We start from the raw sequence: 24776 nt of genomic DNA, 5'->3' as shown, positions 1-24776 counted from the left end.
GGCGGCGGTCAGGCATACGGCGGCCAGTGCGGCGGCCACGGTCAGGGGCCGGGCGCGGCGGGTGGGGGGAGGGCTGTCGTCGTACGGCACGCGGCGATGCTACCCACCCGGCCGTCCGGGCGGCTCGGATCCCGGCCTCCGTGCGGCTGCCGGGCGGCTCGGATCCCGGCCTCCGTGCGGCGACCGGGCGGCTCAGATTCCGGCCCCGGTGCGGCGCAGCACGCGCAGCGAGTCCGTCACCGACACCTCGGTGAACGCCCCGGAGGCCAGCGCCCGCCGGTAGATCCGGTACGGGGCCTGCCCGCCGTCGGCCGGGTCGGGGAACACGTCGTGGATCACCAGCAGCCCGCCCTCGGCGACATGCGGGGCCCAGCCCTCGTAGTCGGCGTTCGCGTGCTCGTCGGTGTGGCCGCCGTCGATGAAGACCAGCCCGAGCGGTCCGCTCCACACGGCCGCGACCTGCGGGGAACGCCCGACGAGCGCCACCACGTGGTCCTCCAGGCCGGCCCGGCGCAGCGTGCGGCGGAACGTCGGCAGGGTGTCCATCAGCCCGACCTCCGGGTCCACCACGCTCGGGTCGTGGTACTCCCAGCCGGGCTGCTGCTCCTCGCTGCCCCGGTGGTGGTCGACCGTGAGCGCGCTCACCCCGGCGGCCCGCGCCACGTCCGCGAGGAGGATGGCGGAGCGCCCGCAGTACGTGCCGACCTCCAGCAGCGGCAGCCCGAGCGCGCCGGCCTCGGTGGCGGCGGCGTACAGGGCGAGGCCCTCGTGGACCGGCATGAAGCCCTTGGCGGCCTCGAACGCGGCGAGGATCTCCGGCTCGGGCCGGGCAGAGAACGCGGTGGCGGTCACGAGGTTCCTCCAGGTGGGGCGGGGTGCCTACGACGGCTGGGGCGGCGACTCATCGTGCCGTACGCCCCCGCCGAAGGGGTCGGCGGGGGCGTACGTGGGGTGAGCCCGGGTCCGGGCGGTCCCCGGCGGAACCGCCCTCGGGGTCAGCAGCTCTGCCAGAGTCGGGTCATGACGCGGACGCCGAAGCGCAGGCCCTCCAGCGGGACGCGCTCGTCCACCCCGTGGAAGAGGCGGCCGCAGTCCAGGTCGTGCGGGAGCTTCAGGCCCTTGAAGCCGAAGCAGCGGATGCCCAGGTGGGTGAAGGCCTTGCGGAGTTCATCAGGATCCGGGCCCAGGGCTACGCCTGGACGGTCGGTGAGTACGACACCGGGATCGCCACCGTCGCCGTACCGGTGTTCCTGGGGCGCGAGCCGTACGGAAGTCTCAGCCTCGGCGGCGGGGAGGACCGCTTCCAGGGGGCGCCCGATGACCGGCTCGACGCGCTGCGCCACGCGGCCCAACTGCTGGAGCAGCGTCTCACCCACCCGCCGCAGCGGCCGAAGTCCCGCGCCCGGCAGCCCCGCACCACCTGACCGACGTACCCGAAGCAACCGACGTACCCGAGGAACCCCGTGAATCTGCTTCTGCTCTCCAACTCCACCCAGTACGGCTGCGGTTACCTGGAACACGCCCTGGACACCGTCACCGCGTTCCTCCCCACGAACGCGCGACTCGCCTTCGTCCCGTACGCCCTCGCCGACCACACCGCGTACACCGCACGGGTCCGCGAGGCCCTGGAGCCGTCCGGCATCACCGTGCGCGGCGTCCACGAGAACACCGACCCGGTCGCCGAACTCGCCGCGTCCGAGGCCGTGTTCATCGGCGGCGGCAACTCCTTCCGGCTGCTCAGCGCCCTCTACCGCACGGGCCTGCGCGAGGCCGTGCGCGACGCCGTACGGGACGGGCTGCCCTACATGGGCGCGAGCGCGGGGACCAACATGGCCGCCCCGACCCTGCGCACGTCCAACGACATGCCCATCGTGCAGCCGCCGTCCTTCGAGACGCTGGGCCTGGTCCCGTTCCAGATCAACCCGCACTATCTGGACCCGGACCCCGAGAGCACGCACAAGGGCGAGACCCGCGAGGAGCGGCTCACCGAGTTCCTGGAGGAGAACGACGTACCCGTGCTCGGGCTGCGCGAGGGCTCCTGGCTCCGCGTCGACGAGGACCGGGCCCACGTCCAGGGCGCCCGGCCCGCCCGGCTGTTCTCCCGCGCGGCCGAGCCTCAGGAGCTCGCGCCGGGGTCCGAGGTGTCCCAGCTGCTCACGACGGCGCCGCGGTTCGACGCTCCGGTGCGCTGACCGCGGCCGCTAGCGCGTCGTCCGCGCTGCTCGCCAGGAGCACCGGGTGCCCGGACGGCCGCTGCGAGGGCAGGAACGCCGCCAGCACCAGGCCGATCAGCACCGCGCCCGTGGCGATCAGGAACGAGATCCGGAAGCCCTCCATGGACGGCACCTGCACCGATCCCATCGTCACGGAGGTGTTGGCCAGCACCATGCCGATCACCGCGCTCGACACCGACGTGCCGATCGAGCGCATCAGGGTGTTGAGGCCGTTGGCCGCGCCGGTCTCCGACGCGTCGACGGCCCCGATGATCAGGGCGGGCAGCGAGGAGTAGGCGAGGCCGATGCCCGCGCCGAGCACCACCGCGATCAGCACGGTCTGCCAGGCGGCGGAGAGCAGGCCGAGCCCGGCCCCGTAACCGATCGCGATGACCAGCATGCCGAGCATCAGCGTGGCCTTGGGGCCGCGGCGGGCCGAGATCCGGGCGTACAGCGGGGCGACGAACATCATCGTCACGCCCAGCGGGGCCACGCAGAGGCCGGCGACCACCATGGACTGGCCGAGCCCGTAACCGGTCGACGTGGGCAGCTGTAGCAGTTGCGGCAGTACCAGGGAGACCGCGTAGAAGGCGACCCCGACCATGATCGAGGCGAGGTTGGTGAGCAGCACCTCGCGGCGGGCGGTGGTGCGCAGATCGACCAGCGGCGCCGGGGTGCGCAGTTCGAACAGGCCCCACAGCACCAGGGTGACCACGGACGCGGCGAGCAGTCCGAGGGTCGGCGCCGCGGTCCAGCCCCAGTCGCTGCCCTTGGTGACCGGCAGCAGGAGGAGGACCAGGCCGAGCGAGAGGCCGAGGGCGCCGAGGAGGTCGAAGGAACCGGGGGCGCGCAGCGGCGGCTCGGGGACGAGGGTGTACGTGAGCACCATCGCGAGGACGCCGAGCCCGGCCGACCCGAGGAACAGCGCGTGCCAGTCGGCGTGCTGGGCGACCAGCGCGGCGGCGGGCAGCGCGAGCCCGCCGCCCACGCCGATGGAGGAGCTCATCAGCGCCATCGCCGAACCGAGCTTCTCGCGCGGCAGCTCGTCGCGCATGATCCCGATGCCGAGCGGGATCGCGCCCATGGCGAAGCCCTGGAGCGCACGGCCGGTGATCATCACGACCAGGTCGTCGGTGGACGCGCAGATCAGCGAGCCGATCACCATGACGGCCAGCGAGGCGAGCAGCATGCGGCGCTTGCCGTAGAGGTCGCCGAGCCGGCCCATGATCGGGGTGGAGACGGCGCCCGCGAGCAGGGTGGCGGTCATCACCCAGGTGGCGTTGGCCGGGTCGGTGCCGAGCAGGACCGGCAGGTCCTTGATGACCGGGACGAGCAGGGTCTGCATGACCGCGACGGTGATGCCCGCGAAGGCGAGGACGGGCACGATGCCGCCGGAACGCCGCGCTTTCGGCGGCTCGGGAAGCTCCTGTATGTGCCGTGTCTGTCGCGTCCGTCGCATGCGTGGGGCCTCCCGGGCAGCCGTCGGTCACCCGGGCTCCCCCCAAGTGTGTGCAGGGTGAACGCTTCTGGGTGGCCCTTCTATTCCGGCTCGGACCGACCCTTCTTCTGACCTTCCGTCACATTGAAACGTGTTCTACTCTTGCGTCGTTCCAGTGGCTGCGACCGGCGGAGACGCGCATGGGCATCGGCACAGGCATCGGCACAGGTGTCCGCACGGGCATCGGGAGCGGCGTCGGGATCACCGAGGAGCACCGCGCGCTGGCGCACTCCGTACGGGGGTGGCTGGCCCGCGCCGCACCCCCCGGTGAGGTGCGCGAACTCCTCGACGCGGGGAGCCCGGCCGCCGCCGGCGTACGCCCCGCCCACGGGAAGGCGCTCGCCGAGCAGGGGCTCACCGGCATCCATCTGCCCGAGGCGTACGGAGGCGGCGGCGGGGGCCTCCTCGACCTCGCGGTGGTCCTGGAGGAGGCCGCGTACGCCTCGCTGCCCGGGCCGTACCTCGCGACGGTGCTGACGGGCGCGGTGCTGGGGCGGGCGGGCGGCCCGGGCACCGGCGACCTGCTCCGGACCATCGCTGCCGGGACGCGTACCGCCGCCCTCGCCCTCACCCCCGGCACCCTCACCGCCACCCCCGCCGAGGGCGGCCACCGGCTCGACGGCACGGCCCCGCCCGTCCTGAGCGCCGACGCGGCCGACCTGCTCCTGCTGCCCGCCGCCACGCCCGACGGCGAGCGCTGGTTCCTCGTGGACGCCGGGGCCGAGGGGCTCACCGTGCGCCCGCACCGCAGCGTCGACCCGACCCGGCCCACCGCCGAGGTGCGCGCCGACGCCGTTCACGTACCGGAGCGCCGGGCCGTGCGGACAGACGACCCCGCGCTCGTCCGCGACCTCGCCGCCGTTCTCCTCGCCGCCGACGCCTGCGGCACCGCCGCCCGGAGCCTGCACACCGCCGTCGAACACGCCGCCGCACGCGAACAGTTCGGGCGGCCCATCGGGGCGTTCCAGGCGGTCAAGCACCTCTCGCCGACATGCTCGTCCGCCTCGAACAGGCCCGCGCCCTGACCTGGGACGCGGCCCGCGCAGCCGACGAGGAGGCCGGGGATTCAGGGGCCCGCCCGTGGGCTCACCGCCGCGCTCGCCGCCGCCACCGCGCCCGAGGCCGCCCACACCTGCGCCAAGGACGCCATCCAGATCCTCGGCGGCATCGGCTTCACCTGGGAGCACGACGCCCACCTCCAGCTGCGCCGGGCCGTCCTCGCCCGTCAGCTCCTCGGCCCCGCCGGCGCCCACCGGCTGCGCGCCGTCCGCCTCGCCGAGGCCGGGGCCCGCCGCGAACTCGCCCTGGAGCTGCCCGCCGAGGCCGCCCGTCACCGCGCCGAGGCCCGCCCCCACCTCGCCGCCGCCCGGGGCCTCGCGCCCCGCGAGGCCCGCCGCGTCCTCGCCGCCACCGGCTACGCGGCCCCGCACCTCCCCGCCCCGTACGGGCTGGACGCCGGGCCCGTACAACAACTGGATATCCAGCAGGAGTTGCGAGAACAGGGCATCCGCCTCAGCGACCTGTCCATCGCCACCTGGGTGGTGCCGTCCCTGATCGCGTACGGGACGAAGGAGCAGCGCGAGCGCTATCTGCCGGCCACCCTGCGCGGGGACCTCCAGTGGTGCCAGCTCTTCTCCGAGCCCGAGGCCGGATCCGACCTCGCCGCGCTGCGCACCCGTGCCGTACGGACCGGTGAGGGGTGGCGGATCACCGGGCAGAAGGTCTGGACGAGCGCCGCCCGCACCGCCGACCACGGCATCCTGCTGGCCCGCACCGACCCGGACGCGCCCAAGCACCGCGGGCTGACCTACTTCCTGGTCGACATGAGGAGGGCCCGGGGCATCGACATCCGGCCGCTGAAGGAGATCACCGGCGCATCCCTCTTCAACGAGGTCTACTTCGACGACGTGCTCCTCCCCGCCGACGCCGTCGTCGGCGAGGTCGGCGGCGGCTGGCGGGTCGCCCGCAACACGTTCGGCAACGAACGCGTCCACATGGCCGACCAGATGACCTTCGACAGCGGGCTCGAAGCGCTGATCGCCCGCTCGGCGGAGACCGACGACGTGACCCGTACCCGGATCGGCGCGCTCGCCGCCGAAGCACACGCGCTCGCCTGCATCGGGCTGCGCACCACCCTCCAGCAGGTCTCCGGCCTCGAACCGGGCGCCGGGGCCTCGGTGCGCAAGCTCGTCCAGACCGTCCACCAGCAGAAGGTCGCCGAACTCACCCTCGAACTCCTCGGCCCGGACGGCGCCGTGGACGAACCGGCCGCGGGGGAGCGGGCCCTCCACGGTTTTCTGATGTCCCGCTGCCTGACCATCGCGGGCGGCACCACCCAGATCCAGCTCAACGTCGTCGCCGAGCGGATCCTCGGCCTGCCCCGGGACCGCGGGCCGCCGCCCAGCAGGTGTACGCGGCCTCCGGCCTCGGCCCGGGCGACCTCGACGTGATCGAGCTGCACGACTGCTTCTCCATCAATGAACTCCTCACCTACGAGGCGCTGGGCCTGTGCGGGGAGGGGGAGTCCGGCAAGCTCGTCGAGTCCGGGGCGACCACGTACGGCGGGCGGTGGGTGGTGAACCCGTCCGGCGGGCTGATCTCCAAGGGGCACCCGCTGGGCGCGACCGGGCTGGCCCAGGCCGCCGAGCTGACCTGGCAGCTGCGCGGCGAGGCGGGCCGGCGCCAGGTCCCCGGCGCGCGGACCGCCCACGCCCACAACATCGGCCTCGGCGGAGCGGCGGTGGTCACGCTGCTGCGGCGGTGACCGGGGTGCCGCGGCGGTGACCTGGGCGATCGCCTTTCGATGCCTGACGAATGTATTTCGTGCGCATGACAATGTGTGGTCGATAATCGGTCCCCGGTCGGCCGGAAAGGCTCTAGGTGGCGGAATTTCATGAGGGTTTTCCACGGCCCGGGTTTCGCCTCCCCGGGTGGGTCCGTTTTCCCGGTGAGAGCGGAATCCCGCCCTCCTTGATCTTCATTCGTCGGCGCCCCGGGACACCGAAAGCGCTTCACTCACGGTGATCGCCCGCCTGCGGGTCCATGTGTGACGCTGATCACAACCGAGTGGTCTCGGCCTGAGCAAAGCACCCCAAGTCGCCTTAAACCAGGGCTGGTTGGCTGGCAAAGGGTGGGTCTGTCGGTCGTCGGTCGCTGCCGAGCCGCTCCCCGGGCCCCTGCGGAAGATGTTCCGAGATCGGCGATAATCACAGGTCATCGCGGGCGGTCGGGATTCCGCTTCCGGGTCCGGGCGAATCGAATAACACCTCGCGCCCTCTGCCTTTCCGGGAACGTTGACAGGGGCTGGTTCCGGACTGTTGTATGACGGTCATCAAGGGGGCGGGATGGTAAATGGGGGCCAGCCGGCGGGGTCAACGCCGTAGGTGCGTTGTATCCACCTGTTGCCATCTCCAGTCTGGGGGAGATGTCATGAGTAAACTCAAGCACACGCTGCCGATCGCTGCCGCGGCCATTGTTCTGACGGCCGCCGGTATAGCCGGACCGACCTTCATTCAGGCGGAGTCGGTCGCCGCGAGCAAGGCTACTTCCACCACGTCGTCGGCGAACGCTGAAGCGCCGGGGGCCAAGAATCCCACCAAGCTGCTGAAACTCCTGGGGGAGAGGATCCAGGCCAAGGACATCGACGGAATCATCGCGCTGCACGAGAAGCATGCGGCGATCGTCGATTACGACGGATCGATCGTCAGGGGTCACAAGAAGATCCGGGCGTTCTACATCGAGTGGTTCAAGCTGAACCCGGTGCTGACCGTCAACCCCCTCCAGACCGTGGTGGCGGGCGGCGAGAAGCAGGCCGACGGCAAGGTGCGCAACCGCACGGCGGCCATCATGGGCACCTACAGCCTGGCTCAGGACGCGGCGGACGGCACCCGCGAGAGCTTCACCGGCAACTTCTGCGACACCGTCGAGGAGCAGCCCGACGGTACCTGGCTCTACGTTCAGGACAACCCGTATCCGCCCCACGGCGATTCGACGGCGACACACCACTGATCCGACCATCTCGGCGGTCCCTTTTCCTTCTGCTCGGCCGGCGCGGCGAAATCAGCCCCGCAACGGGAGTTTGATTTGCCGCGCCGGAAAACAGGGGACTCCGAGAAACTCCGGCCACCCATGGGAATTCATCAGCGGTCATGGGTGGCCGGAGTTCGGCCGATCAATGCGCAGACAGCGGTGTGTCGGCACGTCGGAGGGTTGGAGTAAACGTGAATGTCTCCTCGCTCGGAGTTTTACGGACGCCGGCTGCGCGACAGCAGCCCCAGTGGGAGGAACCGGCCGAGGTCGAGCGGGTCCGGGACGTGCTGGGGGACCTGCCCCCGCTCGTGGACGCCGCATCGCTGATCAGGCTCCGCGGTCTGCTCGCCCGAGTCTCCGCCGGCCAGGCCCAGGTGGTGCAGGCGGGCGACTGCGCGGAGGACCCGGCGGAATGCACCGCGGGCGACGTACGGCGGAAGGTGAGCCTCCTCGACGCCCTGGCGGGCGCCATGAACGCGATCACGCGTCAGCCCGTGGTGCGGGTGGGCCGGATCGCGGGTCAGTACGCCAAACCCCGTTCGGCGGACACCGAGTTGTCCGGCGGCGTCAGGATCCCGGTCTACCGGGGCCATATGGTGAACGGTCCGGAACCGGACGCGGAAGCACGACGGCCCGACCCCTGGCGCCTGCTCACGGGCTACCGGGCGGCGAGTCAGGTCATGGCCCACCTCTGTCCGACGCCGCGGCAGCGGGTCGACCCGGCGGTGTGGACCAGCCACGAGGCTTTGCTCCTCGACTACGAGATACCGATGCTGCGCCGGGACCGGCAGGGGCTGCTCGCGCTCACCTCCACGCACTGGCCGTGGATCGGCGAGCGGACACGCCAGCTCGACGGAGCCCATGTCGCCCTGCTGGCCGACGTGGTGAACCCGGTCGCCTGCAAGGTCGGACCCCGCATGACGGCCGCCGAACTGATCGGGCTGTGCGAGCGGCTCGACCCCGGCAAGGAGCCGGGCCGGCTCACCCTGATCGCCCGGATGGGAGCCGACGCGACCACGGATCTGCTGCCGCCGCTGGTCCGGGCGGTGCGGGCCGCGGGACACCCGGTGATCTGGCTGGTCGACCCCCTGCACGGCAACACGGTCACCACCGCCGAGGGCCGCAAGACCCGGATCGTGGAGACGGTCGTCGCAGAGGTCACCGCCTTCCAGGCGGCCGTCCGCACGGCCGGGGGAACACCGGGCGGGATCCATCTGGAGACCACCCCCGACGCGGTGACCGAATGCGCCGACGTCCCCGAGGGCGCCGGCGGGGTCGGCGAGCACTACACGACGCTGTGCGATCCGCGGCTCAACCCTCGTCAGGCGATGTCGGTGGTCTCGGCCTGGCAGGCGCAGACGATGACGATCAGAGCGGAGGACGAACCGTGCCCGGCCTAGCTCCCATCTCAGCCTATCCACTGCCCACGGCCGCCGAACTGCCCATCGGCAGGGCCCAGTGGAAACCCGACTCACGCCGCGCGGCGCTGCTCGTGCACGACATGCAGCGCTACTTCCTCGCCCCGTTCCCCCCGGCGGTGCGCGACCCGCTGGTGCGCCACTGCGCGCTGCTGCGGGAACGCTGTGCCGCCCTCGGCGTCCCCGTCTTCTACACCGCCCAGCCCGGCGGCATGACCGACGAGGAACGCGGACTGCTCAAGGACTTCTGGGGGCCGGGCATGAAGGTGGACCCCGCCGACCGGCAGATCGTCGCCGAACTCGCGCCCGGGCCGGCGGACCAGGTGCTCACGAAGTGGCGCTACAGCGCGTTCTTCCGCTCCGACCTGCTGGCGCGGATGCGCGCACAAGACCGCGACCAGCTGATCGTCTGCGGCGTGTACGCACACGTCGGCGTCATGGCGACCGCCCTGGAAGCGTTCACCAACGACATCGAGTCGTTCCTGGTCGCCGACGCCGTCGGCGACTTCTCCGACCGGCACCACCGGCTCGCCCTCGACTACGCCGCGGCTCGCTGCTCGGTGGTCACCACCACCGAGGAGGTCTTCCGATGAACGCGACGCGGCTGCTCGACCACGTGCTGGGCGCCGACCCGGGCCCCTTCGCCCTGCTGCACCGCCCCGAGACGGTCGGTCCGGACCAGGTGGAGATCCTGCTCGGCGAGGTCAGCACCCCGGCCCGGCTCGCCGACATCCCGGGCCTCCCCGGCCGGATCGACCCGCCCGGCGAGGCCCGGCACGAGACGCTGGTCCTGGTGCCCCACCAGCAGATCACCGAGCGTGGCTTCGCCGCCGTGGCGGACGGCTCGCCGCTCCTGGCGATGTCGGTCACCGAGCAGGGCCGGATCACCGTCCCCGAGGCGCTGAGGGCCCTCCCGGACGACCCGATCGCCCTGACCGGCGGCCGGTTCACCACCGACGACGAGGCCTACGCCGACACGGTCCGGGCCGTCCTCGACAACGAGATAGGCACCGGAGAGGGCTCCAACTTCGTCATCAAGCGCTCGTTCGTCACCGCCATCACCGGCTACTCGTCGCGCAGCGCCCTGAGCCTGTTCCGCCGGCTGCTCACCCGGGAGAGCGGCGCCTACTGGACCTTCATCGTGCACACGGGCGACCGGACCTTCGTCGGCGCCACACCCGAGCGCCACATCAGCCTGCGGGGCGGCGTCGCGGCGATGACCCCGATCAGCGGCACCTACCGCTACCCGCCCACCGGACCGGTCCTCCCGGAGGTCATGGAGTTCCTCACCGACGGCAAGGAGACCGACGAGCTGTACATGGTCCTGGACGAGGAACTGAAGATGATGGCCCGGGTCTGCCGGGGCGGCGGCCGGGTGACGGGACCGTTCCTGCGGGAGATGGCCTGGCTCGCGCACACCGAGTACATCATCGAGGGGCACAGCGACCTCGACCCCCGCGACATCCTGCGCGAGACGATGTTCGCCCCCACCGTGACCGGCAGCCCGATCGAGAACGCCTGCCGGGTGATCGCCCGCTACGAACCGGGCGGCCGCGGATACTACGGAGGTGTCGCCGCGCTCATCGGCCGCGACGCCGCCGGCGAACGCACCCTGGACTCGGCCATCCTCATCCGTACCGCGGACATCCGCGCCTCGGACACCGACGGCAGCGGCCATGTGGAGGTCGGCGTGGGCGCGACCCTGGTCCGCCACTCCGACCCCGAGGCCGAGGTCGCCGAGACCCGGACCAAGGCCGCGGGCGTGCTCTCGGCGCTGGGCGCCGACGAGCGGCTGGACGAACACCCGCTGATCCAGGAGGCGCTGAAGAGACGCAACGAGACGATCGCGGGCTTCTGGCTCAGCGACGCCGCGTCGCGTGAACAGCCGCATCCCGTACTGGACGGCCGCCGGGCGCTGATCATCGACGCCGAGGACACCTTCAGCTCGATGCTCGCCCACCAACTGCGCGCCATCGGGCTGACCGTGGAGCTCAGCGGCTACGACGCCCCCCACCGCCTCGACGACCACGACCTCGTCGTCATGGGCCCCGGGCCGGGCGATCCGCGAGAACACGGCCACCCCAGGATGGCCCGGCTCTCGGCGACGATCGACGAGTTGCTGGAACGGCGCATCCCGTTCCTGGCCGTCTGCCTCAGCCACCAGTTGCTGTGCCGACGCCTCGGCCTCGAACTGGTGCGCAGGGAGACCCCGAACCAGGGAACCCAGCGCGAGATCGACCTGTTCGGGACACGGGAGCGGGTCGGCTTCTACAACTCCTACGTCGCCCGCGCCCGGGCCGAGCAGTTCCAGTGCCCCGGCGTCGGCGAGGTGGACGTCAGCCTCGACGCCGGCACCGGCGAGGTGCACGCCCTGCGCGGGCCGCACTTCGGCTCGGTGCAGTTCCACATCGAATCCGTGCTCACCCAGGACAGCGAACGCGTCCTCGCCCTGCTGCTCGCACCCCTGATGGAGACCGAGGAGGCACTGAACGTATGAAGGCGACCATCTCCTGGTGGGACCTCTCCGGGTCCGACCAGACCATCGACTCCCTACGCGTCTATCTGCGTGACGAGGGCGTGGGCCCGTGGGAGGAGATCCACGGCCTCCGGCTGAAGTTCTGGATCTCCGACCCGGCGACGGACCGCTGGGGCGCGGTGATGCTCTGGGACTCCGCGGCCGACCTGACGGCGCCCATGCCGCCGAACCGGGCCGCCGAACTCATCGGCTACCCGCCCACCGTCCGCATGATGACCGACGTCGAGGCCATCGTCGAAGGCGCCCACTCCGGCGAACTCGTCGACCGCGGCCTGGCCTTCGCACGGATGGAGAAGTCATCGTGAGCACATCGTCCCGCCCGCGGGTGGCCGAGGAGCTCTCCGCCCCGCCCGCCGAACCGATGGACCTGCTGCGGACCTGGTTCGACGGCGCCGTCTCGGAGTCCGTACGCGAGCCGGGCGCGATGGCGCTGGCCACCGCGGACGCCCGCGGCCGCGCCTCCAACCGGATCGTGCAGGTGCTCGAAGTGCGCGGTACGGGACTGGTGTTCGCCACCCACGCCGACAGCCGCAAGGGCTGGGAACTGGCCGAGACGGGCTGGGCTTCGGGAGTCCTCTACTGGCGCGAGGCCGCCCGCCAGGTGAGCGTGAGCGGCCCGACCCGCCCGCTGCCCGACAAGGAGTCCGAAGCCCTGTGGGCCGCCCGGCCGCCCACCGCGCTCCCGATGTCGGTGGCCTCGCACCAGAGCGCGCCGCTGCTGGACGAGGACGCGCTGCGGGAGCGGGCCCGGGAGCTGGGCCGGGCAGGCGCTCCGCTGTCCCGCCCGGACAGCTGGCTGGGCTACCTGCTGGAGCCGGCGTCGGTCGAGTTCTGGCAGGCCGATCCGGAAGACCGGTTGCACCGCAGGGTGCGCTACGAGCGCGACGGTTCCTCCTGGCGTACGAGTCGCCGCCAACCCTGAGCGGGTGCGCCGGAACCGGGACTCGAGAAGAAGAAGGGCAAGTCGATGTGTGGAATTACCGGCTGGATCTCGTACGACCGGGATCTGACACAGCAGCGCGTGCAGTTGGACGCGATGACGGAGACGATGGCGTGCCGGGGACCGGACGCCTCGGGCGCCTGGCTCGACCGGCACGCCGCGCTCGGCCATCGAAGACTGGCGGTCATCGACATCGAGGGCGGCACCCAGCCCATGGTCGTCCCCACCGACGACGGCCCGGTGACGATCACCTACAGCGGTGAGGTCTACAACTACACCGAACTGCGGGACGAGTTGCTCCGCCGGGGGCACCGGTTCCTGACCCGCAGCGACACCGAGGTGGTGCTCCACGGCTACCTGGAGTGGGGCGAAGCGGTCGCCGAACGGCTCAACGGCATGTTCGCCTTCGCCGTGTGGGACTCCCGGGTCGAGAAGCTCGTGATGATCCGTGACCGGATGGGCGTCAAGCCGCTCTACTTCTCCAGCACCGACGACGGCGTGCTCTTCGGCTCCGAGCCGAAGGCGATCCTCGCCAACGCGCTGGCGGACCGGGCGGTCGACCTCGACGGACTGCGGGAGCTGGTCAGCTTCACCCAGACGCCGGGCAGCTCGGTGTGGTGCGGGATGAGCGAGGTGGTCCCGGGCGGCGTGGTCACGGTCGACCGCTCCGGGCTGCGCGAGCGGCGCTACTGGACGCTGCCCACCCGCCCGCACACCGACGACCGGAAGACCACGATCGCCACCGTGCGGGAACTGCTCGAAGACATCGTGGGACGTCAGCTCGTCTCCGACGTACCGCGCTGCACCCTGCTCTCGGGCGGCCTGGACTCCAGCGTGATCACCGCCCTGGCCGCCGCCAAGCTCGGCCGGCCCGGGGAGCACGGAGAGCCCGGCGAGAAGGTGCGCAGCTTCGCGGTGGACTTCGCCGGGCGGGAGAACGACTTCGTCGCCGACGAACTGCGCGGCACGACGGACGCCCCCTACGCACGTGAGGTCGGTGCCCACGTCGGCTCCCACCACCGGTCCATCGTGCTCGACCACGCCGCGATCGCCGACCCCGCGGTACGCCGGGCCGTCATCACCGCACGGGACAGTCCGCTCAGCCTCGGCGACATGGACGCCTCGCTCTACCTGCTCTTCCAGGCCATCCGCGAACAGTCCACGGTCGCCCTGTCCGGGGAGTCCGCCGACGAGGTCTTCGGCGGGTACCGATGGTTCCACCAGCCCGAGGTCCAGGCCGCGCAGACCTTCCCCTGGATGGCCGTCTTCGTCAGCGGCGCCCGGGCCCAGGTGTCCGACCGGTTCAACGCCGACATCACCGCGGCCCTGGACCTGCCCACGTACATCCGCGACCGCTACTCCGACGCGGTCGGCGAGGTCGAGCGGGCCGAGGGCGAGAGCGACCACGAGATGCGGATGCGGGTGATGTGCCACCTGCACCTGACGCGCTTCGTCCGGATGCTCCTGGAGCGCAAGGACCGGATCAGCATGGCCGTCGGGCTGGAGGTCCGGGTGCCCTTCTGCGACCACCGGCTCGTGGAGTACGTCTACAACACCCCGTGGTCGATGAAGTCCTTCGACGGCCGGGAGAAGAGCCTGCTCCGCGCCGCCACGGCCGACCTGCTGCCCGCTTCGGTGCTGAACCGGACGAAGGCTCCCTACCCCGCCACCCTGGACCCGCACTACACGGGCGCGCTCCTGCAGCAGTCCAAGGAACTGCTGGCGTCCGACGACCCGGTGTTCGACCTGGTCGACCGCAGCTGGCTGGAGGACATCACGCGCCAGGACTCGGGCGCCATGCCGATCGACGTCCGCAACGGCATGGAGCGGGTGCTCGACCTGAGCACCTGGCTGGACGTCTACCGCCCGGAGATCCGGCTCTGAGGGCGGCCGCCGGCCGACGACGGACGGCCCGGCCGGCGGCCGGCCCCGCACACCGCGTCAGTATCCACATCCACGCGAACAAACCATGGATCGAGGGGGATTCGAGATGGGAACGGACAACGCGCCCCGCGAGGGGTTCGAAGCCGACGCCGACCTGCGCGCTCTGCACCGTGAGGTCGTCGCCGACTACATGAGCCGCAAGGGCGAGAACCGGTTGACGCGCTACCTGCTCTTCACCGAGGACGGCAGCGCCGGCCTGTGGACCAGTGACACCGGCGAACCGATCTCCTCGCAGGGGCACGCGAAGCTCAAGGCGCACGGCGAGTGGTCGCTGCGCATGTTCCCCGACTGGGAATGGAAGAACGTCGAGATCTTCGAGACGCAGGACCCCAACAGGTTCTGGGTCGAGTGCGACGGGGAGGGAAAGATTCTCTACCCCAACTATCCGCCCGGCCACTACAAGAACCATTTCATCCACTCGTTCCTGCTCGAAGACGGAAAGATCAAGCAGAACCGCGAGTTCATGAATCCGTTCCAGCAGTTGCGGGCGCTCGGCATCGAGGTGCCGAAGATCAATCGCGGCGGGATCCCCACGTAGGGGAATCCCCCGACGCCCTCGGCCGGGCCTCGCGGAATCCGTTTTCACAGCAAGGAGTATCAGGTGGCAGCACAGCTCAACCCGTACCTCGCCTTCGACGGGGACGCCCGGCAGGCCATGGAGTTCTACCACGAGGTCCTGGGCGGCAAGCTGGAACTGGGCTCGTTCGGCGACTTCGGCTCGTCGGAGTCCCCCGACGCCGACAGGATCATGCACGCCACGCTCAGCACCCCGGACGGCTTCACGGTGATGGCGTGGGACGTCCCCGCGCGGGTGCCGTTCAACCCGGGCACCAACGTCGCGCTCTACCTCGGCGGCGACGACGCCGCCCTACGTGACTACTTCGAGAAGCTGTCCGTCGGCGGCACCGTCGCGCTGCCTCTCAAGAAGCAGATGTGGGGCGACGAGGCGGGCACGCTCGTGGACAGGTTCGGGATCACCTGGATGGTCAACATCAGGCAACCGCAGTCCTGATCCGCACGATCATCAAGCCGTACGGCCCCCCGCCGGGAGGCGGGGGGCACGTCGTGTCGCACAGCTTTGGGTCGTGCCGCGGAGGGACCGCGGCGAAGTGGGCCGACCGGCATCGGCTGGAAGCCCGGGATGGTGAGGTCTCGAATGACAGTAGACGTGCAGGCCACGCGGGACGTGGTGGAGATCATCACCGGAGGATGGAGAGCCCAGGCGCTCTACACCGCGGTCAGACTCCAACTGCCCGACCACATAGCCGCCGGCCATGACACCGACGCCGAACTCGCCAAGGCCACCGGGGCGAGCGAACAGGGCATCCACCGCCTGATGCGCCTGCTGGGGGCCATGGGCGTGTTCGAGGGCAGCGAGTCCACCGGCTACCGCGGAACCCGCGTGAGCGCGACCCTGCTGGAGGGCCCCCAGTCCCTGCGGGACATGTGCCTGCTGTACGGCGAGGAGTTCTACGCCGCGTGGGGCCACGCCCACCAGGCCATCAGCACCGAGAGCTCGGGATTCGAAGCCGCCTACGGCCGCCCGTTCTACGAGTACCTCGGCCAGGACGCGGCCACCGCCGGACGGTTCCAGCGCACCATGAACGCCGCGAGCATGTTCTTCCACCAGGTGCCCGAGATCTTCGACTTCTCCGGCGGCAGGACCGTCGTGGACGTGGGCGGAGGCGGCGGGCACCTGCTGGCCACGATCCTCGACGCCACCCCCGACGCCAAGGGCGTGCTCTTCGACCGGGAGCACATGATGCCGAAGGCCCGGGAGCACCTGTCCGCCACCGTCGGCGCGGACCGCGCCGAACTGGTCGCCGGCGACATGTTCGAGGACGTCCCCGCGGGCGGCGACGTCTACATCCTCTGCCGCGTGTTGGCCGGATGGGACGACGAGGCCGTCGCCGGCGTCTTCGCGAACTGCCGCCGGGCCATGGCGGACTCCTCGTCGCGGCTGCTGATCCTCGACCGCTTCGTCGAGGACGAGAACTCCACCGTGCTGCCCGCCCTGTGGGACCTGCACCTCCTGGTGACGACGGGCGGCGAGCACCGCACCCTCGACAGGATCACGCGGCTGCTGAACCGCGCAGGCCTGGACATCGCCGCGACCCGGGACCTGCCCATGGAGACCACCGCGCTGATCGCGGCGCCCCGCACCCCCTAGGGGGTGTCTTGCCCGGTCCACGACGCCGGGCACCAACACCAGCCACGGACAGGAGACCCCCGTGCACAAGATGGCGACGATCGGCGTCTACGGCTTCGACGCCGATTCCTATCTGCAACGACTGCGACAGGCGAACGTGCGCCTGCTCCTCGACGTACGCCAACGTCGTGGTGTCCGCGGACCGGACTACGCCTGGGCGAACTCGCTGAGACTGCAGGCCGCCCTCGCCGAGGCCGGAATCGCCTACCGGCACCACCGTGAACTCGCGCCCACGACCGAGCTGCGGCACCTCCAGTACGCCGAGGACGACCGCCAGGGCGTCGGCAAGCGCTCCCGGCGCGAGCTCGCCGCCGAGTACACCCGCCGCTACACCGCCGAGATCCTCGACCCCGCCGACCTGGACCCGATCCTCTCGACGCTGCCGAGCGACGGGACCACCGCGCTGTTCTGCGTCGAGACGGACCCCGAGGCCTGCCACCGCTCGCTGGTCGCCCAGCGGCTGGCCGAGGAGCACCACGTGACGATCGAACACCTGCGGCCGCTGTGATGGACGACCTCCCGCGGGCGGGCGCGCCGCGACCGAGGATCGCGGTGTTCGCCGGACCGACGGCGACGATCCTCAACACCCCCGACCTGGTCACGTCCAACAAGGCACGCGTACGCCACGGTCTGCCGCCGCGCCCCGCCCGCTTCGACGTCCTGCGTCCTCAACGCCTCGCGGCGCCCGCGACGTTGTACGTCGAGGCGTTCAGCGCCCACCCGCTCGAAGGGGACGCGGCCGGCCTGTACGCCCCGCCGGACGGCTGGCTCGACCAGGAGGGCGCGTTCCACCCGGAGCGGCCCTTCGAGGGCGCCACACCGGTGTACGTCGTCGAACTCGACCCCGCAGACGGCCTCTACCCCCTGCCCTACATGGGCAGACAGGCGGACGGAACCGCCTGGGAGGAGACCGCGGCGACGCCGTTCGCACCACCCGGATCCGCACGGCAGACGTTCTACCCCGACGCCCGCCGTCTCTACGAGGAGATCGAGCGCTTCGGCCTCGACGACCACGGCACCCCCGTCGCCCTGGGGTCGGTCGCCGACTTCGACTTCTTCCGCGCCGCCCCGTCGGGCGGATACACCGCGGGGCCCGACGCCGAGCGCCTCGGGCAGGACTTCTTCGTGTACTACCCGTACCACCTCCAGAGCGAACCCGGCCTGGCCGACCTCGCCCGGGCGACCAACCAGGTCCAGGCGGTCCTCGCCACGGGCGCGTACGCCGGGATCCAGTGGCTGGAGGGGAGCCCCACCGTCGACGAGACCCTGTACTGGCTCGGGCTGGTGGTCGACACGACGGTGCCGGTCGTCGGCCACGCGGCCCAGCGGCGCCACCAGTCCCTGAGCGCGGACGGCGACCGCAACGTGGTGGACGGCGTGAAGTTCATCGTGTCGGGGGTCGCCCTGGACGAGCGGGGCGAGGACCGCGTCGGCGCCTGCGTGATCGTCGACGAACTCGTCTACGCGGCCCGGGACGTGACCAAGGTCGACGCCCGGCCCGGGGGCTACGAGGTCACCGGCGGACACGGCGGGGTCGTCGCCGACCTGGGGGGCTACGGCCCTCCCCAGGTCACCTACCTCCCCGCCCGCAAGCACACCCACCGCTCGGAGCTGCGCCTGAGCGTGCTTCCCGAGCAGGTGACCGGCCTGACGGGGAGCCTGGCCACCGGCGTGCTGCCGGTCGACGTCGTGACGAAGAACGCCGACGGACTCGTGCCCGCCGCCATGCCGCACGTCTCGATCACCAAGTACAGCCGGTACGCGGCGACGGGCGCGCACGCCGGCGGCCCGCCCGCCACCGACGAGGAGGTGGAGATCCTCGCGCGGATCGACGCCAACCTCGCCGGCACGCCGCTGGGCGGATTCGTCTGCGAGGGCATGTCGCCGTTCGGCATGGCGGACCCGACGAGGAACGCGGCGCTGAGCGTCGCCGTCGCCGCCGGCATGCCCGTGGTCCGCACGGGCCGCGGCAACACCGGAGGCATGGCGTACCGGACCGACCCGACGTTCATCTCGGGCAACAACCTCACGGCCACCAAGGCCCGCATGCTGCTGATGGCCGCCCTGCTCAAGCTCGGCGCGCTGCCCCCGGCCGCGGACCCCTTCGCCCCGACCCCCGACGAGCGCGCGGCCACGGAGAAGGCGGTCGCCCGCTACCAGGAGCTGTTCGACACCCACTGAGCCGGGTCGGCCGGGCACCGATGCCCCCTCGCCCCCTTCGCGTTGTCCCCCTTCGAGAACGGAACCCATGGATACGTACGAGTACGTGGTGGCCGATGTCTTCACCGACGTTCCGCTGGAGGGAAACCCGACCGCGGTCTTCCTCGAAGCCTCCGGACTTTCCGCCGAGCGCATGCAGCAGATCGCCCGGGAGATGCATCTGTCGGAGACCGTCTTCGTCCTCCCCGCGGAGACCGACGGCGATGTTCGGGTCCGCATCTTCACCCCGGTGAACGAGCTGCCGTTCGCCGGACATCCGACCCTGGGGACGGCCGTCGTGCTCGGCGAGCTGAACCCGGCGAAGGAACTCCGGATGGAGACCGCCATGGGCACCGTCCCGTTCGAGCTGGAACGGGACGGCGAGGGACGGGCCCGCGCGGCCGGCATGTGGCAGCCCGTTCCGACCTGGGAGCCCTACGACCGTGCGGACGAACTGCTCGCCGCCCTGGACCTGGTGTCCTCCGGCAGCATCCTGCCGGTCGAGGTCTACAACAACGGACCGCGGCACGTGTTCGTCGGACTGGACAGCGTGGCCGCGCTCTCCGACGTGGAGCCGGACCAGAGGGGCCTTGCGAGGCTGCCCGACATGGCCGCCAACTGCTTCGCGGGCGAGGGGACTCGATGGCGGCTGCGGATGTTCTCGCCCGCCTACGGCGTGGTGGAGGACGCGGCGACGGGCTCGGCCGCCGGATCCCTGGCGGTACACTTGGCGCGGCACGGGCTGGTCCCCTTCGGAGAGTGGATCGAGATCCGCCAGGGGGTGGAGATGGGCCGTCCTTCGACGATGCGCGCCCGGGCCATGGGGACACCGGAGCGGATCGACACGGTCCAGGTGGCGGGGGCGGCCGTGATCGTCGCCCGGGGAACGCTGCATGCGTAGTGACCACGCGGACAGCGGATATGAGTGACCAAACCCGCAGCGGAGCGGCCGCCGTGCCGGTCCGCTGTGCCGAGGGGACGGGGGAATGATGCCTGCCGACGACGAGGCTCTGTTCGCGCTGACGACGCCCGGGGCGCCCGAGGCGGCACCGCTCGCGGAGCCGGTGCGGGCCAATGCGCCGCTGGCGGTGCGGATGCGGCCGCGCAACCTCGCCGAGGTCGTCGGCCAGGCCCACCTGCTGCGCCCCGGTGCGCCGTTGCGACGGCTGGCCGAGGGCGGCGAGGCGGCGTCGGTGCTGCTCTACGGTCCGCCCGGCACCGGGAAGACCACTATCGCGCGTCTGCTCGCCTCCGTCGCCACCCGGCACTTCGTCGCCCTGTCGGCGCTGTCCACCGGGGTCAAGGAACTGCGCGAGGTGATGAACGACGCGCGCCGCCGTCACGACCGCCAGGGCCGGCAGACCGTGCTGTTCATCGACGAGGTGCACCGCTTCTCCAAGACCCAGCAGGACGCCTTGCTCGGCGCCGTCGAGGACCGGCTCGTCCTGCTGGTCGCCGCGACCACGGAGAACCCGTCGTTCTCGGTGGTGTCGCCGCTGCTCTCACGCCTGTTGGTGCTGCAACTGAAGTCCCTGGACGAGGAGGAGGTCCGCGAGCTGCTGCGGCGGGCGGTGAAGGACGGGCGCGGTCTCGACGGCTCGGTCTCGCTGTCGCCCGAGGCCGAGAACGCGCTGGTACGCCTCGCGGCCGGGGACGCCCGCAGTGCGCTGACCGCGCTGGAGGCGAGCGCCGACGGGGTGACCGACACCGGAGCCACCGTCGTCGACCTGCCGGCCGTGGAGCGGGCCGTGGCCGAGACCACCGTGCGCTACGACCGGCAGGGCGATCAGCACTACGACGTCATCAGCGCGTTCATCAAGTCGATCCGGGGCTCGGACCCCGACGCCGCGTTGCACTACCTGGCCCGCATGCTCGTGGCCGGGGAGGACCCGCGGTTCATCGCGCGGCGGCTGGTGGTGCACGCGAGTGAGGACGTCGGACTGGCCGACCCCACGGCGCTGCAGGCGGCCGTCGCGGCGGCGCAGACGGTCCAGCTGATCGGCATGCCCGAGGCCCGGCTCGCCCTGGCGCAGGCCACCGTGCATCTGGCCATGGCGCCCAAGTCGAACACCGTGATCGTCGGGATCGACGAGGCGATGGCCGACGTCCGGGCCGGAGCCGTCGGCGAGATCCCCGCCCATCTGCGCTACGGCCGCTACACGGGCGCCAGGGAGCTGGGGAACGCGATCGGCTACCGCTACCCCCACGCCGCGCCCGACGGGGTCCTGGAACAGCAGTACCCGCCGGACGACCTCGTGGGGAAGGACTACTACCGCCCCACGCGGCACGGCGGGGAGCGCCTCCTGAGCGACTGCCTGACCAAGCTCCGCCGCACCGTACGCGGTGAATAGGCTGCCCGTGCCGGTTCGACGGCACGGGCAGCGGGAGAGCACATCAGGCGACAGCGGTGCCCTCGAGCTCGACCAGCTGGCCGGGGATCGCCAGACGCGTCACCCCGAGCATCGTGGTGGTCGGTGCGACCTGGGCGGCGCCCAGCCGTCCCGCGAGTACGCCGTAGTGCTGGAAGAGCACGTCGACGTCGGTCGTGTAGACGTTGAGCCGGACGAGGTTGGCGAGGGTCATCCCGGCCTCGGTGAGGACGGCCTCGATGTTGTCGAGGCTCAGCGCCAGCTGCGCCGCCATGTCACCGTCGTGCTCGGGCTTGCCCTCGCTGCTCATCGCCGTCTGCCCGGAGATGTACAGGGTGCGCGAGTGCCCGGAGACGACCTCACCCTGGTTGAAGCCCATCTCCACCGACCACGACACCGGGTTGACCGCGTTTCGTTCCATCGCTGCACTTGCTCCATTCGATTCACTGGTACGTACATACGTCCATCGGCTCGGCAGATCGCCAAGCTCTGGCGTCGTGTGGAGAAGCCTTGCAATAAAACACGACATCCTTAGTCATGTATCTTTGCTAGATTTTTTTCATGCGCGCTGACCGGCTGGTTTCCCTGGTGCTGCTCCTGCGTCGGCACGGTCGGATGACCGCGGACACACTCGCCCGCGAGCTGGAGGTCTCCACGCGTACGGTGCTGCGCGACATAGAGGCTCTGTCCGCCGCGGGCGTGCCGGTATACGCCGAGCGCGGCCGGCACGGCGGGTTCGCCTTGCTCCCCGATTTCCAGACGGCGCTCACCGGACTGAACCACGACGAGGCGCTCGCCCTGCTGGTCGCCGGATCACGGCGTGGGGCCCAGTTGTTCGGCCTCGGTTCCGCGCTCGCCTCGGCCATGCTCAAGGTGGTCGACGCCCTTCCCGAGAATCTCCGGGACACCGCCGCCGACGCGGCGCGGCGATTACTGGTCGATCCGGAGACCGACCTCCTCTCGCGCCGCGTGGCGGACGAGGACGAGGTGTCCGACGCCGTGGTGGCCGAGGTTCGGCGCGCGGTGTTCGCCGGACACAAACTGCGCATCCACTACGGGGCCGTGGACCAGGCCCCGAGGTGGCGCACGGTGGACCCGATCGGGCTGGTGACCGTACGCCACCAGGGCTACCTGCTCGCCACGAGGTGCGGAGCGGACCGCACCTACCGGCTGTCCCGGGTGCTGGCCGCCGAGGCTCTGGACGAACCCGCGCAGCGGCCCGCCACGGTCGACCTGGACCGTGCCTGGCAGGAGCGCAACGCGCGGTTCCGGACCGGGGGAGACCAGGTCGCCGTGCTGGTCCGGCTGGACCCGGCGCGGCGGGAACAGTTGGTCGGCACCGTACTGGCCGTCTGCGCCGAGGAGTTCGACGCGGACGGCCGGCTGCGGCTGAACGTGATCTTCCAGGACGCACGGCACGCCGAATGGGCGTTGTGGCAGCACGCCGCCCACGTGGAAGTCCTGGCTCCGGAGGTGTTGCGGACCTCCCTGCACGACCGCGCCGCCACGGTCGCGGCCCGTTACCGTACGTCGTCCTGATCCGCCGCCCGGCGGAAACGGCCCCCACGGCGAAGGCGCCCTACCAACTCTGACGATCCGTCAGCAGCCTTCCCAACTTCCGGGGCCTGCGTTATACATGGGCCATCGGCATTGGCTAGAACGCGTTCTAGAAGGAGTGTGCCCATTCCGGAAGGGGCGTGCCCTGCCGGTCACCGCACGACCTCGGTGCGGCCGACGGTGCGGACGGCCGCGCCGAGGTCTTCCCGCCACCACGGACCACCACGGACACCCGGACCACCAAGGACACCCAGGACCATCAAGGAGCTGCTCCGTCATGCCCATTGATGCCTCAGCGGCCCTCGCCGCCGAAACCCGCCGAGCCGAGATCGGCTGGGACCACAAGGACGTCCAGCTCTACCACCTCGGCCTCGGCGCGGGCACCCCCGCCACCGACCCCGACGAACTGCGCTACACCCTGGAGTCCCGGCTCCAGGTGCTGCCCAGCTTCGCCACCGTCGCGGGCGCCGGCACCGCCGCCTTCGGGGGGATGGGCGCGCCGGGGATCGACGTGGACCTCGCCGCGGTCCTGCACGGCGGGCAGACCGTGCGCGTCCACCGCCCCATCCCGGTGACGGGCAGTGCCGTGCAGGCCTCGAAGGTCGCGGCGGCGTACGACAAGGGCAAGGCCGCCGTCATCGTGCTGCGTACCGAGGCGAGCGACGGCGACGGGCCGCTGTGGACCAACGACGCCCAGATCTTCGTCCGCGGCGAGGGCGGCTTCGGCGGCGAACGCGGGCCGTCCGACCGCCTCACCCCGCCGGACCGCGAACCCGACCGCACGGTCGAGCGGCCCATCCGCGAGGACCAGGCGCTGCTGTACCGCCTCTCGGGGGACTGGAACCCGCTCCATGCCGACCCCGCCTTCGCCAAGCTCGCCGGGTTCGACCGGCCGATCCTGCACGGCCTGTGTACGTACGGCATGGCCCTCAAGGCCGTCACCGACACCCTGCTGGACGGCGACGTCTCCCGGGCGCCGCACCCGCCGAGGAGGTCGCCGCCGAGATCCGCGCGGCCGGCGGCCGGGCCGTCGCCCACCTCGGCGACGTATCCGACCACGAACAGGCCCGAGAATTGGTCGAGTTGGCCGTATCGGCGTATGGCCGACTCGACATCCTGGTCAACAACGTGGGCATCCTGCGCGACCGCATGGTCTTCTCGATGACCGAGGAGGAGTGGGACTCGGTCATCCGCGTCCACCTCAAGGGCCACTTCGCCACCACGCGCTTCGCCGCCGCCCACTGGCGCGCCCGCTCCAAGGAGTCGGGCGGACCGGTCTACGGGCGGATCGTCAACACCTCCTCGGAGGCGTTCCTCGCGGGCTCGGCGGGTCAGCCCAACTACGCGGCGGCCAAAGGCGGCATCGTCGGGCTCACCACCTCCAGCGCGCTCGCCCTCGCCAAGTACGGCGTCACCGCCATCTGCCCGCGCGCCCGGACCCGGATGACCGAGGACGTCTTCGCCGGCTTCCAGGAACCGGCGGACGGCACGCTCGACCCGCTGGCGCCGGAGCATGTCTCCCCGCTCGTCGGCTATCTCGCCTCGCCCGCCGCGGCCGGGGTCAACGGGCAACTGCTCGTCGTCCACGGCGGGATGGTCGCCGTCGTCGAACGGCCGCGGGTGGCGGCCCAGTTCGACGCGGCGAAGGAGGCCTTCACCTTCGCGGAGCTGGACGGGATGCTCACCCCGTACTACGCGGACCGGCCGCCGAACGAGACCTTCGCCGCCGCCGAGGTGCTGGGACTGAAGCGGCGGTAACCGAACGCGCGGGAGGGCCTGTACGTACGGAGGGCCTGTACGCGCGGGAGGGCCTGTACGCGCGGGAGGGCCTGTACGCGCGGGAGGGCCCGGACCGGCTGTCCGC

The 24776-nt window shown here is 71.4% G+C and carries 21 protein-coding genes and 4 pseudogenes; 22 read left to right on the top strand and 3 right to left on the bottom strand.

Going from position 1 to position 24776, the window contains the following annotated elements; all coding sequences use genetic code 11:
• Positions 1-192: 192 nt before the first annotated feature.
• Positions 193-852, bottom strand: a complete 660-nt coding sequence (locus tag ACFWM7_RS18275; protein ID WP_383261788.1) for a class I SAM-dependent methyltransferase — start codon at positions 850-852, stop codon at positions 193-195.
• Between the two features lie 311 nt (positions 853-1163).
• On the opposite strand from ACFWM7_RS18275, the pseudogene ACFWM7_RS18270 reads away from it, so the two are divergent.
• Positions 1164-1424 (top strand): annotated as a pseudogene (locus tag ACFWM7_RS18270) (IclR family transcriptional regulator C-terminal domain-containing protein); the annotation flags it as partial.
• Positions 1425-1463: 39 nt separating this feature from the next.
• Positions 1464-2192 carry a dipeptidase PepE gene (pepE, locus tag ACFWM7_RS18265; RefSeq protein ID WP_383261785.1) on the top strand — a complete coding sequence of 243 codons (729 nt, stop codon included), beginning with the start codon at positions 1464-1466 and terminating at the stop codon, positions 2190-2192.
• On the opposite strand, the gene ACFWM7_RS18260 is transcribed toward pepE, so the two are convergent.
• Positions 2155-3672 (bottom strand): MFS transporter, encoded by a 1518-nt coding sequence (locus ACFWM7_RS18260; RefSeq protein ID WP_383261782.1) that lies wholly within the window; start codon positions 3670-3672, stop codon positions 2155-2157. The genes pepE and ACFWM7_RS18260 overlap by 38 nt on opposite strands.
• 179 nt (positions 3673-3851) lie before the next feature.
• On the opposite strand from ACFWM7_RS18260, the pseudogene ACFWM7_RS18255 reads away from it, so the two are divergent.
• The 17 genes and pseudogenes from ACFWM7_RS18255 to ACFWM7_RS18175 all read left to right on the top strand — a co-directional run.
• Positions 3852-5609, top strand: a pseudogene (locus tag ACFWM7_RS18255) (acyl-CoA dehydrogenase family protein); the annotation flags it as partial.
• A gap of 9 nt (positions 5610-5618) precedes the next feature.
• Entirely contained in the window at positions 5619-6161 is a 543-nt protein-coding gene (locus tag ACFWM7_RS18250) for an acyl-CoA dehydrogenase family protein (RefSeq protein ID WP_383261797.1), read from the top strand.
• A pseudogene (locus tag ACFWM7_RS18245) lies at positions 6089-6475 on the top strand (Nonspecific lipid-transfer protein); the annotation flags it as partial. The gene ACFWM7_RS18250 and the pseudogene ACFWM7_RS18245, both read left to right, overlap by 73 nt.
• A gap of 665 nt (positions 6476-7140) precedes the next feature.
• Positions 7141-7719, top strand: a complete 579-nt coding sequence (locus ACFWM7_RS18240) for a YybH family protein (RefSeq protein ID WP_383261780.1) — start codon at positions 7141-7143, stop codon at positions 7717-7719.
• Positions 7720-7931: 212 nt separating this feature from the next.
• On the top strand, positions 7932-9140 hold the full coding sequence (locus ACFWM7_RS18235; protein ID WP_383261777.1) for a 3-deoxy-7-phosphoheptulonate synthase: 1209 nt from the start codon (positions 7932-7934) through the stop codon (positions 9138-9140).
• Positions 9128-9751: an isochorismatase family protein gene (locus ACFWM7_RS18230; protein WP_383261775.1), complete on the top strand. Its 624-nt coding sequence runs from the start codon at positions 9128-9130 to the stop codon at positions 9749-9751. The genes ACFWM7_RS18235 and ACFWM7_RS18230 overlap by 13 nt, the downstream gene beginning before the upstream one ends.
• Positions 9748-11655 (top strand): anthranilate synthase family protein, encoded by a 1908-nt coding sequence (locus tag ACFWM7_RS18225; RefSeq protein ID WP_383261771.1) that lies wholly within the window; start codon positions 9748-9750, stop codon positions 11653-11655. Before ACFWM7_RS18230 ends, ACFWM7_RS18225 begins: the two co-directional genes overlap by 4 nt.
• Positions 11652-11999 carry a hypothetical protein gene (locus tag ACFWM7_RS18220; protein WP_383261766.1) on the top strand — a complete coding sequence of 116 codons (348 nt, stop codon included), beginning with the start codon at positions 11652-11654 and terminating at the stop codon, positions 11997-11999. Before ACFWM7_RS18225 ends, ACFWM7_RS18220 begins: the two co-directional genes overlap by 4 nt.
• Positions 11996-12616 (top strand): phenazine biosynthesis FMN-dependent oxidase PhzG, encoded by a 621-nt coding sequence (gene phzG, locus ACFWM7_RS18215; RefSeq protein WP_383261762.1) that lies wholly within the window; start codon positions 11996-11998, stop codon positions 12614-12616. Before ACFWM7_RS18220 ends, phzG begins: the two co-directional genes overlap by 4 nt.
• 45 nt (positions 12617-12661) lie before the next feature.
• Positions 12662-14518: an asparagine synthase (glutamine-hydrolyzing) gene (gene asnB, locus ACFWM7_RS18210; RefSeq protein WP_383261759.1), complete on the top strand. Its 1857-nt coding sequence runs from the start codon at positions 12662-12664 to the stop codon at positions 14516-14518.
• A 106-nt stretch (positions 14519-14624) separates the two neighbouring features.
• Entirely contained in the window at positions 14625-15116 is a 492-nt protein-coding gene (locus ACFWM7_RS18205) for a PhzA/PhzB family protein (protein ID WP_356564530.1), read from the top strand.
• A gap of 63 nt (positions 15117-15179) precedes the next feature.
• Positions 15180-15590, top strand: a complete 411-nt coding sequence (locus ACFWM7_RS18200; protein WP_383261754.1) for a VOC family protein — start codon at positions 15180-15182, stop codon at positions 15588-15590.
• Positions 15591-15734: 144 nt separating this feature from the next.
• Positions 15735-16748 carry a methyltransferase gene (locus ACFWM7_RS18195; protein WP_383261752.1) on the top strand — a complete coding sequence of 338 codons (1014 nt, stop codon included), beginning with the start codon at positions 15735-15737 and terminating at the stop codon, positions 16746-16748.
• Between the two features lie 70 nt (positions 16749-16818).
• Positions 16819-17295, top strand: coding sequence for a DUF488 family protein (locus ACFWM7_RS18190; protein ID WP_383261794.1), 477 nt, complete (start codon positions 16819-16821; stop codon positions 17293-17295).
• Between the two features lie 44 nt (positions 17296-17339).
• Positions 17340-18968 (top strand): asparaginase domain-containing protein, encoded by a 1629-nt coding sequence (locus ACFWM7_RS18185; RefSeq protein ID WP_383261747.1) that lies wholly within the window; start codon positions 17340-17342, stop codon positions 18966-18968.
• A 67-nt stretch (positions 18969-19035) separates the two neighbouring features.
• Positions 19036-19887 carry a PhzF family phenazine biosynthesis protein gene (locus ACFWM7_RS18180; RefSeq protein WP_383261742.1) on the top strand — a complete coding sequence of 284 codons (852 nt, stop codon included), beginning with the start codon at positions 19036-19038 and terminating at the stop codon, positions 19885-19887.
• A gap of 88 nt (positions 19888-19975) precedes the next feature.
• Positions 19976-21337: a replication-associated recombination protein A gene (locus tag ACFWM7_RS18175; RefSeq protein ID WP_383261793.1), complete on the top strand. Its 1362-nt coding sequence runs from the start codon at positions 19976-19978 to the stop codon at positions 21335-21337.
• Positions 21338-21380: 43 nt separating this feature from the next.
• Here ACFWM7_RS18175 and ACFWM7_RS18170 read toward each other — a convergent pair whose 3' ends face one another.
• Positions 21381-21776, bottom strand: coding sequence for a RidA family protein (locus tag ACFWM7_RS18170; RefSeq protein WP_383261737.1), 396 nt, complete (start codon positions 21774-21776; stop codon positions 21381-21383).
• 140 nt (positions 21777-21916) lie between these two features.
• On the opposite strand from ACFWM7_RS18170, the gene ACFWM7_RS18165 reads away from it, so the two are divergent.
• From ACFWM7_RS18165 to ACFWM7_RS18155, 3 genes and pseudogenes are all read left to right on the top strand, one after another.
• A complete protein-coding gene (locus ACFWM7_RS18165) occupies positions 21917-22894 on the top strand; it encodes a helix-turn-helix transcriptional regulator (protein WP_383261733.1) in 978 nt (325 codons plus the stop codon).
• A 295-nt stretch (positions 22895-23189) separates the two neighbouring features.
• Positions 23190-23885: pseudogene (locus ACFWM7_RS18160) on the top strand (MaoC/PaaZ C-terminal domain-containing protein); the annotation flags it as partial.
• Entirely contained in the window at positions 23822-24670 is an 849-nt protein-coding gene (locus tag ACFWM7_RS18155; RefSeq protein WP_383261730.1) for a 3-oxoacyl-ACP reductase, read from the top strand. The pseudogene ACFWM7_RS18160 and the gene ACFWM7_RS18155, both read left to right, overlap by 64 nt.
• The last annotated feature ends 106 nt before the right edge of the window (positions 24671-24776 follow it).

Origin of the sequence: Streptomyces sp. NPDC058375 (assembly GCF_042723425.1) — a bacterium.
In the GTDB taxonomy this organism is placed as follows: domain Bacteria; phylum Actinomycetota; class Actinomycetes; order Streptomycetales; family Streptomycetaceae; genus Streptomyces; species Streptomyces durocortorensis.
The sequence above is the reverse complement of the archived record's forward strand: the minus strand, read 5'-3'. Positions and strand labels throughout refer to the sequence as shown.